This window comes from Niveispirillum sp. FG156 (genome assembly GCF_057809555.1).
Window position 1 is genome coordinate 64,470 of sequence record NZ_JBMDKE010000007.1, and the last position, 16,749, is coordinate 81,218.

Genomic DNA, 16,749 nt, shown 5'->3' on the forward strand with positions numbered 1-16,749 from the left:
CAGAGCGGGCCGACCCCACCAGCCCGAAAGCGTCCTCATAACATGAAGCAGCAGGGTCAGCAGGAACCCGCAACGCGGCGGTGGGCCAGATCATTCGGTGCTGCTGCGGCTGCCGTTGCGGCGGCCTTGCGCCGGGCCTTGGCGGCGTCGTCCGCAGCCAGGGCGGCAAGGGCCAGGAATTCAGCCAGATCGTCCATCTGGCTGCGGCGGGCATCGCGCACCAGGCTTTCCAGGCAGCGCTTGATGGCCATCGCCACTTCCGGCGCCGGTTCGTCCCCAACCAAATCCTGATTGTTCATTGAACAGTCCATCGGTTCCGCCCCCCTGTCGACGGCTTCTGGCCCTGTTGCAGAGCCATCCTTATCCAATGGAATCGATGCTAAAGCGTTTCCATAAAGAAATATAGATATAAACGTATTAATTTTTAGCGGTAATAAGTATAACTTAGAAAGTTGCTTGGCCGCCCAAGCAAAAATGGTTGCCACATGGTGAGTGCAACCATAGAGATGTATGCGTTACTTAAACGTCATATGAACATGTTTACTCCCAAGGGAAGGATGGCGATGTCTGCACACGCATTGCTCTGGCCCCTCCCGTGACACCCCTGGCATCGCGCGGTTCCGGCATCGCTGCCTTGACGAAATTGTCAATGCCGTTACGAAGGCAGGACAGTTGCGGACTTCGGCGCTCCTGCCTATATCTGCTGTGCGCCAGGACGGTGGCCCGTCCCGGAGATCAACAATGGGGACCATATCGCGGTGCTTAGGGCTGCGGGCGGTCTGCCGAACAAGAGAGGTCGTCATGAGCAAGGTTATCGGTATCGATCTGGGCACCACGAATTCCTGCGTGGCGGTCATGGAAGGCACGCAGGCCAAGGTTATCGAGAATGCCGAAGGCGCGCGCACCACGCCGTCCATGGTCGCCTTCACCCAAGGTGGTGAACGGCTGACGGGACAGCCCGCGAAGCGCCAGGCCGTCACGAACCCTGACAACACTCTGTTCGCCATCAAGCGCCTGATCGGTCGCCGCTATGATGATCCGGTGACCAAGAAGGACGCCAATCTGGTCCCGTACAAGATCGTGTCGGGCGGCAATGGCGATGCCTGGGTCGAGGCCCAGGGCGACAAGTACAGCCCCAGCCAGGTCAGCGCCTTCATCCTGCAGAAGATGAAGGAGACCGCCGAGGCTTATCTGGGTGAAAAGGTCACCCAGGCCGTCATCACGGTTCCCGCCTATTTCAATGACAGCCAGCGTCAGGCCACCAAGGATGCCGGCAAGATCGCCGGCCTGGAAGTGCTGCGCATCATCAACGAGCCGACGGCCGCCGCCCTTGCCTATGGCATGGAGCGCAAGGGCGCGGGCACCATCGCCGTGTACGACCTTGGCGGCGGTACCTTCGACGTGTCGATCCTGGAGATCGGCGACGGCGTGTTCGAGGTGAAGTCCACGAACGGCGACACCTTCCTGGGCGGTGAGGATTTCGACGGCAAGATCATCGATTATCTGGCCGAGGAGTTCCAGAAGGAGCAGGGCATCGACCTGCGGAAGGATCGTCTGGCCCTGCAGCGCCTGAAGGAAGCCGCTGAAAAGGCCAAGATCGAGCTGTCCAGCTCCGTTCAGACGGAAGTCAACCTGCCCTTCATCACGGCTGACGCCTCTGGCCCGAAGCACCTGAACATCAAGCTGACCCGCGCCAAGCTGGAAGCCCTGGTGGAAGATCTGGTCCGCCGCACCATCGGCCCCTGCCAGTCGGCCCTGAAGGATGCCGGCCTGAAGGCGTCGGAAGTGGATGAGGTGATCCTGGTCGGCGGTATGACCCGCATGCCCAAGATCATCGAGACCGTGAAGCAGATTTTCGGCAAGGAGCCGAACCGTGGCGTGAACCCCGACGAGGTGGTGGCCATCGGTGCGGCGATCCAGGGCGGCGTCCTGAAGGGCGACGTCAAGGACGTGCTGCTGCTGGACGTCACGCCGCTGTCGCTGGGTATCGAAACGCTGGGTGGCGTGTTCACCCGCCTGATCGACCGCAACACGACGATCCCGACCAAGAAGTCCCAGGTCTTCTCAACGGCGGAAGACAACCAGTCCGCCGTGACCATCCGTGTGTTCCAGGGTGAGCGCGAGATGGCCCAGGATAACAAGATGCTGGGCCAGTTCGACCTGATGGGCATTCCGTCCGCCCCGCGCGGCGTGCCGCAGATCGAGGTGACCTTCGACATCGACGCCAACGGCATCGTCAATGTCGGCGCCAAGGACAAGGCCACCGGCAAGGAGCAGGTGATCCGCATCCAGGCGTCGGGCGGTCTGTCCGACAGCGACATCCAGAAGATGGTGAAGGACGCCGAGGAGCATGCGGCGGACGACAAGAAGCGCAAGGAACTGGTGGAAGCCAAGAACCACGCTGACGGTCTGATCCATTCCACGGAGCGGACCCTCAAGGAGAATGAGGACAAGATCGCCGCCGCTGACAAGTCCGCCGTCGAAGCTGCCATCGCCGATCTGAAGTCGGCCATGGGCGGTGACGATCCGGCGGCCATCAAGGCCAAGACCGATGCCCTGGCCCAGGCCAGCATGAAGATCGGCGAGGCCCTGTACAAGGCCGGTCAGGAGGGTGGCGCTGCTGACGGCGCTTCTGCTTCCGCCTCCAACGCCGGCGATGATGACAATGCCGGTGGTGAGAAGGTGGTGGACGCCGATTTCGAGGAAGTCGACGACCGCAAGAAGAACTGATACCCGCGCAGCCGGTGTTCGTCGGGGTTCGCGACCGCTCACCCCGACCTACGGGTGATGACCGTTCGTAGGTCGTGGGTGAGCGACAGCGAACCCCGACAGGCCCGGCCCAGGAAAACTGGTGCCGGGCTTGTTGCTTGACGGGAACCGGCACGGAATTGTGACGATTGGCTTCAGGTCCGGTGGCCCCCAAGGCAGGGGGCCGGACCGGATGCGAAGGGACAGAGGCCACCATGTCGAAGCGTGACTATTACGAAGTTCTCGGCGCCCCGAAAAACGCCAGCGCCGACGACCTGAAAAAGGCCTATCGCAAGCTGGCCATGCAGTATCACCCCGACCGCAATCAGGGTGACAAAACGGCCGAGCAGAAGTTCAAGGAAATCAACGAAGCCTATGATTGTCTGAAGGACGAGCAGAAGCGCGCCGCCTATGACCGGTTCGGCCATGCTGCCTTTGAAGGCGGCGGCGGGCGTCCGGGTGCGGGCGGGGCTGCCGGCGGCTTCGATTTCGGTGGCGGCTTCGCCGACATCTTTGACGAGATGTTTGGGGAGTTCATGGGTCGCGGCGGGCGCGGCGGCCAGACCAACAATCGCGGCAATGACCTGCGCTACAATCTGGAAATCAGCCTGGAGGATGCCTTCAAGGGCTCCGCCACCCAGGTGCGCGTGCCGACCAGCGTGATGTGCGATCCCTGCGGCGGGTCCGGGGCGGAGGCAGGCAGCAGCCCCACCAGTTGCGGCACCTGTAACGGGGCGGGCAAGGTGCGGGCCCAGCAGGGCTTCTTCACCATCGAACGCTCCTGCCCGACCTGTAATGGGGCGGGCCGCGTCATCAAGGACCCGTGCCGTCATTGCGGCGGCCAGGGCCGGGTGCGCAAGGAAAAGACCCTTCAGGTCTCCATCCCGCCGGGCGTGGAGGATGGTACCCGTATCCGTCTGGCCGGCGAGGGCGAGGCGGGATTGCGCGGCGGCACGCCGGGCGATCTCTATATCTTCCTGTCGATCGCGGCCCACCGCTTCTTCCAGCGTGACGGGGCCAATCTGCATTGCCGGGTGCCCATTCCCATGACCACGGCGGCGCTGGGCGGGACCATCGAGGTGCCGACCATCGATGGCAGCCGGGCCAAGGTGAATGTCCCCGCCGGCACCCAGACGGGCCATCAGTTCCGCCTGAAGGCCAAGGGCATGAGCGTCCTGCGCAGCCCGCAGCGCGGCGACATGTACATCAATGTCATGGTCGAAACGCCCGTGAACCTGACGAAGCGCCAGCAGGAACTGCTGCGCGAATTCGAAAAGGACGCATCGGAAAATGGCCAGAATCCCGAGTCGGAGGGCTTTTTCGCCAAGGTGAAAGAGTTCTTTGCAGATTTGAAGGATTGATCCGTCATCGTAGAGCGGATTAGGCGGCAGCCGTAATCCGCGGTACACCGTCACCGTTGCTCCGCGGATTACGCTGTCGCTAATCCGCTCTACGAATTACCGGACCTCTTCATGAGCTTCGCCCGCGCCATCGCCACTGTCGGCGGCATCACCATGGTCAGCCGCGTGCTGGGCTTTGTGCGCGACATGCTGCAGGCCCGGTTTCTGGGGGCGGGCATGGAGGCCGATGCCTTCTTCGTGGCCTTCCGCCTGCCCAACCTGTTCCGCTCCTTGTTTGCCGAAGGCGCCTTCACGGCGGCCTTCCTGCCGCTCTTTGCCGGGGCGATGGAGAAGGAAGGCAAGGATGCGGCCAGGGGGCTGGCCGAAGAGGCCCTGTCCGTCATGGTCGCCATCTTGATGATTTTCTCAATCATCATGGCCCTTGCCATGCCCTGGGTGGTGGCGATCCTGGCCACGGGATTCCATGATGATCCCGCGCAGTTCAAGCTCGCTATCTCGCTTTCCCACATCACCTTTCCCTATCTGGCGCTGATTTCCATCACGGCCTTGTTTGGGTCTATCCTCAATGCCGTGGGCCGGTTCGGGCCGTTCGCGGCGGCACCGGTGCTGCTGAATATCGTGCAGATCACGGGTCTGCTGCTGTCGGGGCCGCTGGGCATCGGGCCACATTGGATGCTGGCCTATGGCGTGCCCGTGGCGGGCCTGGCGCAGATGCTCTGGATGATCCTGGCCGCGCGCCGCGCCGGCATGGGGCTGACCCTGCGCCGTCCGCGCCTGACGCCGCGCGTCAAGAAGCTATTCGCCCTGCTGGCACCCGGCATCCTGGGGGCCGGCGTCTATCAGTTCAACCTGCTGGTCGGCACCAACCTTGCCTCCTGGCTGCCCACGGGGGCGGTGTCGCATCTGCAATATGCCGACCGCCTGAACCAGCTGCCCATGTCGGTGATCGGGGTGGCGGTGGGCACGGCCCTGCTGCCGCTGCTGTCACGGCAGATGGTGGCCGGCGACCATGACGGGGTGAAGGCCAGCCTGTGCCGGGGCCTGGAATTCGCGGCCCTGTTCGGCCTGCCGGCGACCGTGGCCCTGCTGACCATTCCCGCCCCGCTGGTGCATGTGCTGTTCAAGGGTGGGGCCTTCACGGCGGCGGATGCGACGGCCACGGCGGCGGCGCTGCAGGCCTTTGCCATCGGCATCCCGGCCTTCATTGTGGCCAAGATCCTGTCCTCCGCCTATTTCGCCAAGCAGGATACGAAGGGGCCGGTGCGCATCGCCATCGTGGTGCTGATCGGCAATGTTCTGGTCTCGCTGGCTTTGATCGAACCGCTGGGCCATGTCGGGCTGGCCCTGGCGCCGGGTCTGACGGCCTGGCTGAATGTCGTGCTGTTGGCCATCGGGTTGCGCCGCCGGGGTCTGCTGGCGCTGGATGCCCGGCTGAAAAGCCGGCTGTGGCGCATGGCGCTGGCGGCCCTGGGCCTGGCGCTGGCGGGCATCGGGTTGACGGAACTGCTGGCGAAATCGCTGTTCGTGGGTGCGGCGCTGGAACGGATCAGCGCCCTGGTGGCCGTGATTGCCGGTGCATCACTGACCTATTTCGCGCTCTGTTTTCTGCTGGGCGCCACACGCCTGTCGGAGATCAAGGGACTGCTGCGCCGGGGCGGCAACACGCCCGCCGCTTGACCCAGGCCGCACGCCCGCGCGATACAGACGGCCCGGCATTTCGCCTTCCACAAGCGACCGATAGAGACCTCAAGCGATGAGCCTTATCTTTTCCGGCATGCAGCCGACCCGCCAGCTCCACCTCGGCAATTATCTCGGCGCGCTGAAGAACTGGGTGAAGCTGCAGAACGACATGGACGCCATCTTCTGCGTCGTCGATCTGCACGCCATGACCATCGATCATGATCCCGAAACCCTGCGCAATAATATCCGCGAGGTGGCGGCCGCCTACATCGCGGCGGGGATCGACCCGGACAAGAACATCCTGTTCAACCAGTCGTCGGTGTCCGGCCATGCTGAACTGAACTGGATCCTGGCCTGCCACACGCCGCTCGGCTGGCTGAACCGCATGACCCAGTTCAAGGAAAAGGCAGGCAAGCAGAAGGACAATGCCGTCCTGGGCCTCTATGCCTATCCCGTGCTGATGGCCGCCGACATCCTGCTGTACAAGGCCACGCATGTGCCGGTGGGCGAGGATCAGAAGCAGCATCTGGAACTGGCCCGCGACATTGCCGGCGCCTTCAACCGTTATTACAAGGAAGATGGCTTCTTCCCGCTGCCGGAACCGCAGATCCTGGGCGAGGCGACGCGGGTGATGAGCCTGCGCGACGGTACCAAGAAAATGTCGAAGTCGGATGAGAGCGAGTATAGCCGCATCAACCTGACCGACGATGCCGACACCATCGCCCTGAAAATCCGCAAGGCCAAGACCGACCCGCTCGACCTTCCCTATAGTGTGGAGGAGTTGGAGGCGCGGCCCGAGGCCAATAATCTGGTCACCATCTATGCCGCCTTGTCGGACACGACGCGCGCCGCCGTGCTGGCCCAGTTCGGCGGGCAGCAGTTCAGCGCCTTCAAGGGTGCGCTCGCCGACCTGTCGGTCGCCAAGCTGGCCCCCATCGCCGGCGAAATGAACCGCCTGCTGGGCGACAAGGCGGAACTGGACCGGCTTCTGAAGAAGGGTGCCGACCGCGCCGGTGAAATCGCCGCGCGGACGGTGAATGAGGTGAAGGATCTGGTGGGGCTGGTGCGGTTTTAAGCGGCGATGGGGTTTCCGCGGATTACGCTTCGCTAATCCACGCTACGGACTGTCCGTTTGGTGACGCGTAGCGCGGATTAGGCGCAAGCCGTAATCCGCGGGGAAACCCGTTCCCAACCCCTACGCCGCCTTCTTCTTCACCTTCGTCGCCTTAGCCGGTTCCGGCTCTCCCTCCGGTTCGGTCAGGGCGTTCAGAAGCGCATGGCGGATTTCGGCCAGCTTGCGTTCATGCGTGACCTTCAGGCCGAAGACGTCCTTCACATAGAAAACGTCGATGGCGACGTTGCCATAGGTGGAGATCTTGGCCGACGCGATCTGCAAATTCGCCTGGGTCAGGGTGCGGGTCAGCAGGTAGAGCAGGCCGGGACGATCGCGGCCATTCACCTCGATCACCGTGTGATTGCCGGTTACCGTATTGTCGACCAGAACGCGCGGCGGCACCTTGAAGGCGCGGGAGCGGGCCGTCTGCGGCGGGCGGCGGCGGTCCAGTTCGTCGGCCAGCCGCAATTCACCGGCCAGAACCTTGTCTACCATCACCGACAGCCGGGCCAGCTTGTCCCCGCTGTCGAACGATCCGCCGCCAGCGGCCTGCACCGTGAACACGTCCAGCGCCATGCCATTGGTCATGGTGAAGATGCGGGCATCCATGATGTCGGCCCCGGCCAGCGCCAAAGCGCCGGCAAGCCTTGAGAACAGGCCCGGATGGTCGGCGGTATAGACCGTCACCTCCGTCACCACGCGCCCCCGGTCGATACGCGTATCCAGCGTCAACGGGGCCTTTGTGCGCTCCGCCTCCCGGATCAGACGGGCATGGTGGGCAAGGGTCGGGATGTTCAGCGACAGCCAATAGCCAGGATAGGCGCGCGCCAGATGGGCATCGATATCGGCGGCGGGCCAGTCGGCCAACTGCGCGCGCAGGGCTGTCTGGGCGGCGGCCACGCGGCTGTCGCGGCCCTCCGTTCCCACAAGACCCGACATCCGCTCCTCGCTGCGGCGGTAAAGCTGACGCAGCAAGGTGGCCTTCCAGCCGTTCCAGCGGCCCGGCCCCACGGCCCGGATATCCGCTACCGTCAGACAGAGCAGCAGCTTCAACCGTTCCGGCGACTTCACCAGATCGACAAATTTGGTGATGGTATTCTCATCATCCAGGTCGCGCTTGAAGGCGGTGTCGGACATGGCCAGATGCCAGCGCACCAGCCAGACCACGGTTTCCGTCTCTTCCTCCGTCATGCCCAGGCGGGGACAGAGTTTTTCGGCGACCTTGGCACCCAGGATGGAATGGTCGCCGCCGCGCCCCTTGGCGATGTCATGCACCAGCATGGCGACATACAGCGCACGGCGCGACGAGACGGTGTGGATGACCTCCGATGCCAGCGGCACCTCTTCGGTCAGGGCGCCTTTCTCCACCTGATGCAGGATGCCGACCGCGAACAGCGTATGCTCATCCACCGTGAAATGGTGGTACATGTCGAATTGCATCATGCCCACGATGCGCCCGAAATCCGGCACGAACCGGCCCAGCACGCCCGCCTCGTTCATGCGGCGCAGCGCGACCTCCGGGTCCTTCTTCGATGACAGGATTTCCAGGAACAGGCGGTTGGCCTCGTCCTCCTCCCGCAGCTTCGCCCCGATGCTGGACAGGGCGCGGGTGATGGCGCGCAGGGCGTTGGGATGGATATCCAGGTCATTTTCCTGCGCCACATGGAACAGGCGGATCATGTCGATGGGCTGATCCTTGAAATGCCGCTCGGATTTCACGTTCAGTCGACCGGCATCCAGGGTGAAGCCGTTGAAATCGGCCCCGCGCTGGAACCGCTTGCGCAGGAAGGCGAAGCGCGGGGCGCGCTTGCTCTCCTGTTCCAGCGTGGCACAGAAGATGCGGGTCAGGTCGCCCACATCCTTGGCGATCATGAAGTAATGCTTCATGAAGCGCTCAACCGCGTTCTTGCCGGCATGTTCGGTATAGCCCAGACGCCGCGACATTTCCGTCTGCAGGTCGAAGGTCAGTCGGTCTTCCTGGCGGCCTGTCAGGTAATGCAGCTGGCAGCGGGCGGCCCACATGAAACTTTCGGCCTTGGCGAAACGCTGCGCCTCCTCCGGCGTCAGCACGCCCTTGGCGACCAGCCCCTCCACCTCGTCGACCTGATAGGCGTATTTGGCGATCCAGAACAGGGTCTGCAGGTCGCGAAGCCCGCCCTTGCCCTCCTTGAGATTGGGTTCCAGCATGTAGCGGCTGTCGCCGACCTTGCGGTGGCGCTCGTTCCGCTCCCCCATCTTGGCTTCGATGAAGGCAGTGACGCTGCCGCTGGCGGCCACCACATCCTTGGTGAACCGCCGGCGCAGCTCATCGAACAGGGTCTTTTCGCCCCACAGAAAGCGGGCTTCCAGCAGGCTGGTGCGGATGGTCATGTCATCCAGCGACAGGCGGATACATTCATCTACCGACCGCACCGCATGCCCCACCTTCCAGCCCAGATCCCAGAGCAGGTAGAGCATATATTCCACCACCTGCTCCACGCGCGGCGTGCGCTTATAGGGCAGCAGGAACAGCAGATCGACGTCGGAGAAAGGCGCCATCTCGGCGCGGCCATAACCGCCGATGGCGACGATGGCCAGGCGTTCACCCTTGGTCAGTTCTGCGGTGGGATAGACATGGTCCAGCGTGAAATCGGCCAGCGCCTGCACGATGCCGTCGGTCAGCTTCGCCGTCTGGTGGACGCAGTCATCGCCGCGATGCGACGCCTCGAACCGGTTGCGGATGGCCGTGCGGCCTTCGGCCAATATCTCTTTCAGCAGGGACAGCAGCGGCCCGCGCAGCCTGTCAATGCTGCCATCATGCGCCTCGGCCAGCGCATTCAGCCGCTTGACGATGCTGGTCCGACCTGGGATGGGGGGCTGCCGCCCGCTTTCCGGGCGGCGGGATGCGCCCTCGCTGGTGGCGGGGCTGCGGGGGGCGACGGGGGGAATGGTATCTGGCATCACACGGGTTCCGGGACTGTCCCTGCGCGACAGTATGGCACGAAACATCCGTCCAGGCTTGGGCCTTCCGTATACGAACAGCCCCATAACCCCCTCCCGATGATGATTTTATCGCGTCAGGTGCGTTCAGCCCTCTCCGGCAGCACTCAGCAGCCGGCGGGCATTCTCATTGGTGGCGCGGTGATAGGGGGCCAGGCCGCGCCCGCCCAGGCGCGAGGCCTCAAGCGCCATGCGGCCACAGGCGATTTCCGCGGCATTCAAGCTGGTCTCGACATAATCGCTGGCGGCACCGCCATAGCGGATGGGGTCGGGCGGGGCCGCCATTTCCATTCCGGCCTGGGCCGTGGCTGTCACCTGCTGTGCCAGCCATTCCATCCAAACATCGGAAAAGGCCCACAGGCCGGATGCCAGGGCGCGCTGGGCTTCCAGCGCGGCATCCAGCTTTTCCCAGACCATGGTGGTGAATTCGGGGTCCTGCAGGCGCGCAGGATCAAAGCCGGCAGCGGCCAGCCGGACGGCACGCAGACCGATGGTTTGCTGCGCTGCCCACATGGTCTCACCCAGGACCATGGCCGTCGCCGTCAGTTCGGCCGCGACCTCCGCCCCACGGGCGGCCAAGGGTGTCGGGGTCTCACGCGTCATCATCCGTCCCCTTCATCAGACAGGGGAGGTACCCCCGCCAAAGCAGGGTACAGAGTGTCATGTTGCAATGCAACATACCCTGCGGCGGCTGGTCGCGCTGCGGATATTTATGGTCGCGCTACTGGGACCTGGCCTACGCTTGACGTGCCGCTTCCTGCGGCGTCAGGGCCTGGATCGACAAGGCGTGCACCCGTTCGGCCAGTTCTGCCGACACGGCGCCATACACCAGACGCTGACGTGCCACGCGCCCCAGCCCCTCGAACTGGTCCGAGATGATGACCACATCGAAATGGGTTTCGCCGCCCGGCTGGTCGGCGCCCGCATGGCCGGCATGATGGTGCGAGACATCCTTGATGGTCAGGCCTTGCGGGTTTAGAGCCTCTGTCAGCTTGTCCCGCATGCGGGTCGCATAGATTGCCATTCTCATATCCAGGGCCGGTTCGGCCCATGTCAGGGGTGGGACATGGCCAACAGGTAGTGGATCATCATGCCGGATACCAGCCCGCCGACGCCGGCGGCGACGAAGAAAGCCCAACTGGTGACGCGGCCCATGGCCGTTACCCTGCTGGTGCTGGTTATCCTGCTCTGGGGTGTGAACTGGCCTGTCATGAAGCAGGTGGTGGGCCATATGCCGCCCATCAGCTTCGTCGCCTCGCGCCTGCTGCTGGGCGCTGTCTCGCTGCTGATCTTCACCGCCGCCCTGCGGCAACTGCGCCTGCCGTCCAGGGCCGATCTGCCCGTGATCCTGTCGGTGGGTGGGTTGCAGATGGGGGTGTTCACCCTGCTGGTCACCATCGCGGTCCAATATGTGCCGGCGGGCCGGGCCGGCATCCTGGCCTATACCACCCCGCTCTGGGTGGTGCCGCTGGCCCTGATCTTCCTGAAGGAAAAGGTGGGCTGGGCCAAGGCCGGCGGGCTGCTGGTCGGCCTGTCCGGGGTGGCGGTGCTGTTCAATCCGGCGGCTTTTGACTGGACACAGCGGCCCGTGCTGCTGGGCAATGGCTTGCTGATGCTGGCGGCCCTGATTTGGGCCTGCAACATCGTGCATGTGCGCCGCCACCGCTGGGTCGGCACGCCGCTGCAATTGGCGCCCTGGCAGATGATGCTGGCGGCGTCGGTGGCCACCATCGCTGCCCTGGTGACGGAGGATCAGTCGCATATCGACTGGTCGGGACAGCTGGTGGTGCTGCTGATCTATAATGGTCCCATCGCCACCGCCTTTTGTTTTTGGGCCATGGTCACGGTCAACCGGGCGCTGCCGGCCATCACCACCTCGCTGTCGGTCCTGGGCGTGCCGGTGGTGGGGCTTCTCTCCTCCTCCCTGTGGCTGCGGGAGCCCCTGACCATGACCAATTTGGCGGGGTTGGGCCTGATCGGTGGGGGGCTGGTGCTGGTGGCCCTGTCGGAGCGGCGGGCATAGGCTTTTCGCCTCGTCAAGCCCGGTGCGACTGCATGGCAGGCAGACGCGCAACCGGGAACGCGCCTTATCGGCGTCCTTGTCAGCGTCAAGCTTGCCACCCATACTCTGCCGGCTATGCAGAAGAACCGGCCCAATCTTTCCTTTGACTACCGGGAGGCACCGCGCGCTCACCTGCGCGCGTGCGATCATCCCGGCTGCCGGGAAGCGGGGGAGCATCGGGCACCCAAGGGCCGGGACAAGCTGAACGAATATTACTGGTTTTGCCTGGATCATGTCCGCGACTACAATAAGTCGTGGGACTTCTATGCCGGCATGACCCAGGACGAGATTGAGCGTCATGTGCGCCAGGATACGACCTGGCAACGCCCTTCCTGGCCCATGGGCGACTGGCGCACGCATGAGCGGCGCACCCGCGACAAGGTGTTCAATGGCGGTTTCGCCTTTGGCGCCGACTGGTCGGGGGAGGAAGGCGAAACCCGCCGCAACGCCCCGCGTCCGAAGCCTCGCACGGCGGAGGAAGAGGCGCTGATGGCGCTGGATCTTCCGCCCGATGCGGATTTCGCCACCATCAAAGCCCGCTACCGCCAGCTCGCCAAACAATATCACCCCGATGCCAATGGCGGGGCGAAAGAGGCGGAAGAACGCTTGAAATCCATCAATCAGGCCTACACAACCCTGAAAGCCGCCTTTGGCGGACAACAGCCCGACCAGGCCTGACAGACCCCGGCATCAGAGATCAGAAGCAGCGCAAGAATGGCACCCGACATGGTTTCCAACAGCACGGCCACCCATCCCGAACTGCCCGACATCACCGTGTCCGTGCGCGAGGTTTTCGGCATCGACAGTGACATGCGTGTCCCGGCCTTTTCCGTTGCCACGGAACATGTGCCGGAGCGGGACAAGGCCTATCGCTTCGACCGCGAGACGACGATGGCCATCCTGGCCGGCTTCGCCTACAACCGCCGCGTCATGATCCAGGGCTATCACGGCACCGGCAAGTCGACCCATATCGAACAGGTTGCGGCCCGGCTGAACTGGCCCTGCATCCGCGTCAACCTGGACAGCCATATCAGCCGTATCGACCTGATCGGCAAGGACGCCATCGTCCTGCGTGATGGCAAGCAGGTGACGGAATATCGCGAAGGTATCCTGCCCTGGGCCTTGCAGCATGCCTGTGCTGTGGTCTTCGACGAATATGATGCCGGTCGCCCCGACGTGATGTTCGTGATCCAGCGCGTGCTGGAACTGGAAGGCAAGCTGACCCTGCTGGACCAGAACAAGGTCATCCGCCCGCACCCGGCCTTCCGCCTGTTCGCCACCGCCAACACGGTCGGCCTGGGCGATACGACCGGCCTTTATCATGGTACCCAGCAGATCAACCAGGGCCAGATGGACCGCTGGAACATCGTGGCGACCCTGAATTACCTGCCGCATGCGGACGAGGTGCGGATCATCCTGGCCAAGGTGCCGGATTACGACACGGACGAACGGCGCGGCACCGTGGCCGCCATGGTCCGTCTGGCCGAAATGACCCGCAGCGGCTTTATCGCCGGTGACATTTCGACGGTGATGAGCCCGCGTACCGTGATCACCTGGGCCCAGAACACGGCGATTTTCGGCGGCGATGTTGGTTTTGCCTTCCGTGTTTCCTTCCTGAACAAGTGTGACGAGGTCGAGCGCGCCACCGTTGCGGAATATTATCAGCGCTGCTTCGGCCAGGAATTGCCGATGGGTGCATTCAAAGGCACGCTCGTCTAAGCATAAACCTCTGAAGATTTACAAGGCGGCTGCATCAACGATGTGGCCGCCTTTTTCATTCAGCTATTTATTTGCAAAACTGCAATGAATTAACATGTTTAACATTCAATCTATCTAGAAGGCTTTTCAACTCTGCCTTTCGTATTATCGATTGGTTGCGGCGCGGCAATTGCCCGCGCATCAAATATCCGTTATTGTATGTCTTGGGGCATGTATTGTTACTTTGGAGAATGCGACGATGAAGAAGTTTGGATTGGGGGTGGCCGCACTGATGTTGGCCGCTCAGCCGTTCGTGGCCGGTATTGCCATGGCCCAGGCTGCACCGGCGGGTGATACCCCGGCTGCTGCTGGCGCTGCTGCTGCCGATGATGCCGATAAGGAAATCTGCAAGGGCGAAAAGCCGACGGGCACCCGTCTGGCCAAGAAGAAGGTCTGCCGCACCAAGGCAGAGTGGGACGAATTCTATCGTCTGCAGCGCGCCGAGACGGAGCAGATGCAGCGTAACGATATGGCGAACAAGACGCCCAAGGGCTGATCGCATGTCGCGCGATGGCGGGCCGCGATGGGGCGGCCCGTATCGACGGCAGGGGCGGTACGCCGCCCCCGTCGTTGTCCATCTTGCATGACATGGCCGGGCCTGGGCAAATCCATCAACAGGGGAGGAAGCACATGCGCGGTTCTGTATCCTTTGTTCTGGCCGTGGCCCTTACGGCCGCAACGGCCTTTGTCGCCCAGGCTCAGTCGGGCAGCGGGCAGGCGGCAGCGACCGCATCGGAAGCCGACAAGCAAATCTGCAAGAAGGAAAAGGAGACGGGAAGCCGTCTCGCCGCCAAGAAGGTGTGCCGCACCAAGGCGGAATGGGATGAGTTCTACCGCCAGCAGCGGGCGGAGACCGAGCAGATGCAGCGCAACGACGCGGCCTCAAAGACGCCTAAATAACCCGTTCTCCCGTCCGGCATGAGCGGGACGGATAGGCGACCCTGGCAAAATGGTTGGGTATGATCACACCCATCCGTTATTGTTGCTGTGCGCCCTGTCGATGCGGGCGGATGGAACAGTGACGGATCATGACCCAGGAAAGCCCCCTTGAGACCTTCAAGCGCGCCACCACCGCCACCGTGCGGGCCCTGGCGGACCGCAAGGATCTGGTGGTGGGCTTCTCCTCCGAACCGGCCGGCGTGGCGGGAACACGGGTACGGGTGCCGCTGCCGCCCCGCGATCTGAACCCCCGTGAACTGGCGCATGTGCGCGGGTCGGCGGATGCCGCGGCCCTGCGCCTGCGCCACCACAACGCCGCCATCCATGTCAACCGCATGCCGGTCAGCGAGCAGGCCCGCCTGTCGTATGAGGCGCTGGAACAGGCGCGGGTGGAGGCGATCGGCGCTACCCAGATGCGGGGCGTGGCCGGCAATCTGGCCGCCAACCTGGAGGAGAAGTACCGCAAGGCGGGCTTCGACCGGCTGAACGATCCTGAACAGGTGCCGGTGCCGGATGTGCTGCGGCTGCTGGCGCGCGAAGCCATGACGGGGGCGCCACCCCCGGAAAGTGCGCGCGCCGCTGTCGATCTCTGGCGGCAGAAGGTGGCCGACAAGCTGGGCACCGGCCTGGACAAGCTGTCGGGTGTCATGGAGGACCAGGACGCCTATGCCAAGGCTGTCCGCCGCCTGCTGTCCGACATGGATATGGAAGTGGGGGCCGAGCCGGAAAGCGACGAGGGCGAGCAGGACAATGCGCCTGAAAGCCCCGATGCTGGCGACAGCGACAAGGAGATGGACAGCCAGGGCGGCCAGCAGCAATCCGGCGAAGACCAGTCGCAGGAAATGCAGGAGCAGCAGCAACAGCAGCGCCGGTCCGAGGACGCCGCCGAGGGTGAGGATGGCGAGAAGGCCGAAGGCGAGCTGAGCGAGGGCGAAGGCTCCGAGGAGCCGGGCAATCCTGGACAGCAGCCGCGCCCCGAACGGTCCCGCAACGAACCCGATGCTGGCACCTACAAGCCTTATACCACCGCCTTTGACGAGGTGGTGGATGCCGCCGACCTGTGCGACCCGGACGAGTTGACCCGCCTGCGCCTGATGCTGGATCAGCAATTGCAGAATTTGCAGGGCGTGATCTCCAAGCTGGCCAACCGGTTGCAGCGCCGCCTGCTGGCCAAGCAGACGCGGTCCTGGGAGTTCGACCTGGAAGAAGGCATGCTTGACGCGGCGCGTTTGGCCCGCGTCGTCATCAACCCGACGGTGCCCCTGTCTTTCAAGCGGGAGAATGAGACGGATTTCCGCGATACCGTCGTCACCCTGCTGATCGACAATTCCGGGTCGATGCGTGGCCGCCCCATCTCCATCGCGGCGATGAGTGCGGATATCCTGTCGCGCACCCTGGAACGCTGTGGCGTGAAGGTGGAAATCCTGGGCTTCACGACGCGCGCCTGGAAGGGCGGGCAGTCACGCGAACGCTGGATCGCCGCCGGCAAGCCGCCGCAGCCGGGCCGCCTGAATGATCTGCGCCATATCATCTATAAGGGTGCCGATGCCCCCTGGCGCCGCGTGCGCCGCAATCTGGGCCTGATGCTGCGCGAAGGCATCCTGAAGGAGAATATCGACGGTGAGGCGTTGATGTGGGCGCATCAGCGTCTGCTGGGCCGCCCCGAACAGCGCCGCATCCTGATGGTGATCAGCGATGGCGCGCCCGTGGATGACAGCACCCTGTCGGTCAATAACGGCTCCTATCTGGAAAAGCATCTGCGCGCCGTCATCGACTGGATCGAAACCAAAAGCCCGGTTGAACTGGTGGCCATCGGTATCGGCCATGACGTCACGCGCTATTACCGGCGCGCCGTCACCATCATCGATGCCGAGCAGCTGGGCGGCACCATGATGGAAAAGCTGGCGGAACTGTTCGATGAGGATAGCCGGCGTGGCTGGGGCGCGGCGCCAAGGCGTGCGGCGGGCGGACGGCGCTGATTTCAGGCGGGGAAATGTGGCGCGCCCGGCAGGACTCGAACCTGCTGCCTCCAGTTTAGGAAACCGGCGCTCTATCCTGATGAGCTACGGACGCCAACCACGCCCCCCATATAGCGGCAATCGCGCCGC

Annotated in this window: 14 protein-coding genes and 1 tRNA gene; 10 read left to right on the forward strand and 5 right to left on the reverse strand. The window is 63.7% G+C overall.

The window, feature by feature from the left end; genetic code table 11:
* Window positions 1-56 precede the first annotated feature (56 nt).
* Window positions 57-299, reverse strand: a complete 243-nt coding sequence (locus tag ACODSP_RS06010; protein WP_488964716.1) for a hypothetical protein — start codon at window positions 297-299, stop codon at window positions 57-59.
* A 502-nt stretch (window positions 300-801) separates the two neighbouring features.
* On the opposite strand from ACODSP_RS06010, the gene dnaK reads away from it, so the two are divergent.
* The 4 genes from dnaK to trpS all read left to right on the forward strand — a co-directional run bounded on the left by dnaK (window position 802) and on the right by trpS (window position 6,864).
* Window positions 802-2,730 (forward strand): molecular chaperone DnaK, encoded by a 1,929-nt coding sequence (gene dnaK / locus ACODSP_RS06015; RefSeq protein WP_488964717.1) that lies wholly within the window; start codon window positions 802-804, stop codon window positions 2,728-2,730.
* 233 nt (window positions 2,731-2,963) lie between these two features.
* Window positions 2,964-4,109, forward strand: a complete 1,146-nt coding sequence (gene dnaJ, locus ACODSP_RS06020) for a molecular chaperone DnaJ (protein ID WP_488964718.1) — start codon at window positions 2,964-2,966, stop codon at window positions 4,107-4,109.
* A 111-nt stretch (window positions 4,110-4,220) separates the two neighbouring features.
* The gene (gene murJ / locus ACODSP_RS06025; protein ID WP_488964719.1) at window positions 4,221-5,786 is read left to right on the forward strand and encodes a murein biosynthesis integral membrane protein MurJ; all 1,566 of its coding nucleotides are present in this window, start codon (window positions 4,221-4,223) and stop codon (window positions 5,784-5,786) included.
* Window positions 5,787-5,862: 76 nt separating this feature from the next.
* Window positions 5,863-6,864, forward strand: coding sequence for a tryptophan--tRNA ligase (trpS, locus tag ACODSP_RS06030; protein ID WP_488964720.1), 1,002 nt, complete (start codon window positions 5,863-5,865; stop codon window positions 6,862-6,864).
* A 120-nt stretch (window positions 6,865-6,984) separates the two neighbouring features.
* On the opposite strand, the gene ACODSP_RS06035 is transcribed toward trpS, so the two are convergent.
* The 3 genes from ACODSP_RS06035 to ACODSP_RS06045 form a co-directional block, all read right to left on the reverse strand.
* The gene (locus ACODSP_RS06035; RefSeq protein ID WP_488964721.1) at window positions 6,985-9,843 is read right to left on the reverse strand and encodes a [protein-PII] uridylyltransferase; all 2,859 of its coding nucleotides are present in this window, start codon (window positions 9,841-9,843) and stop codon (window positions 6,985-6,987) included.
* Window positions 9,844-9,969: 126 nt separating this feature from the next.
* Entirely contained in the window at window positions 9,970-10,488 is a 519-nt protein-coding gene (locus ACODSP_RS06040) for a hypothetical protein (RefSeq protein WP_488964722.1), read from the reverse strand.
* Window positions 10,489-10,618: 130 nt separating this feature from the next.
* The gene (locus ACODSP_RS06045; protein WP_488964723.1) at window positions 10,619-10,906 is read right to left on the reverse strand and encodes a BolA family protein; all 288 of its coding nucleotides are present in this window, start codon (window positions 10,904-10,906) and stop codon (window positions 10,619-10,621) included.
* 66 nt (window positions 10,907-10,972) lie between these two features.
* Between ACODSP_RS06045 and ACODSP_RS06050 the strand changes: the two genes are divergently transcribed.
* From ACODSP_RS06050 to cobT, 6 genes are all read left to right on the forward strand, one after another.
* Window positions 10,973-11,905 carry a DMT family transporter gene (locus tag ACODSP_RS06050; protein ID WP_488964724.1) on the forward strand — a complete coding sequence of 311 codons (933 nt, stop codon included), beginning with the start codon at window positions 10,973-10,975 and terminating at the stop codon, window positions 11,903-11,905.
* 114 nt (window positions 11,906-12,019) lie between these two features.
* Window positions 12,020-12,622 carry a J domain-containing protein gene (locus ACODSP_RS06055; RefSeq protein ID WP_488964725.1) on the forward strand — a complete coding sequence of 201 codons (603 nt, stop codon included), beginning with the start codon at window positions 12,020-12,022 and terminating at the stop codon, window positions 12,620-12,622.
* Window positions 12,623-12,658: 36 nt separating this feature from the next.
* On the forward strand, window positions 12,659-13,663 hold the full coding sequence (cobS, locus tag ACODSP_RS06060; protein WP_488964726.1) for a cobaltochelatase subunit CobS: 1,005 nt from the start codon (window positions 12,659-12,661) through the stop codon (window positions 13,661-13,663).
* A 238-nt stretch (window positions 13,664-13,901) separates the two neighbouring features.
* Window positions 13,902-14,198 carry a hypothetical protein gene (locus tag ACODSP_RS06065; protein ID WP_488964727.1) on the forward strand — a complete coding sequence of 99 codons (297 nt, stop codon included), beginning with the start codon at window positions 13,902-13,904 and terminating at the stop codon, window positions 14,196-14,198.
* Window positions 14,199-14,332: 134 nt separating this feature from the next.
* Window positions 14,333-14,602, forward strand: coding sequence for a hypothetical protein (locus ACODSP_RS06070; protein ID WP_488964728.1), 270 nt, complete (start codon window positions 14,333-14,335; stop codon window positions 14,600-14,602).
* Between the two features lie 128 nt (window positions 14,603-14,730).
* Window positions 14,731-16,620 carry a cobaltochelatase subunit CobT gene (gene cobT / locus ACODSP_RS06075; protein ID WP_488964729.1) on the forward strand — a complete coding sequence of 630 codons (1,890 nt, stop codon included), beginning with the start codon at window positions 14,731-14,733 and terminating at the stop codon, window positions 16,618-16,620.
* Window positions 16,621-16,637: 17 nt separating this feature from the next.
* Here the strand turns inward: cobT and ACODSP_RS06080 are convergent.
* A tRNA-Arg gene (locus ACODSP_RS06080) sits at window positions 16,638-16,714 on the reverse strand.
* Window positions 16,715-16,749 lie beyond the last annotated feature (35 nt).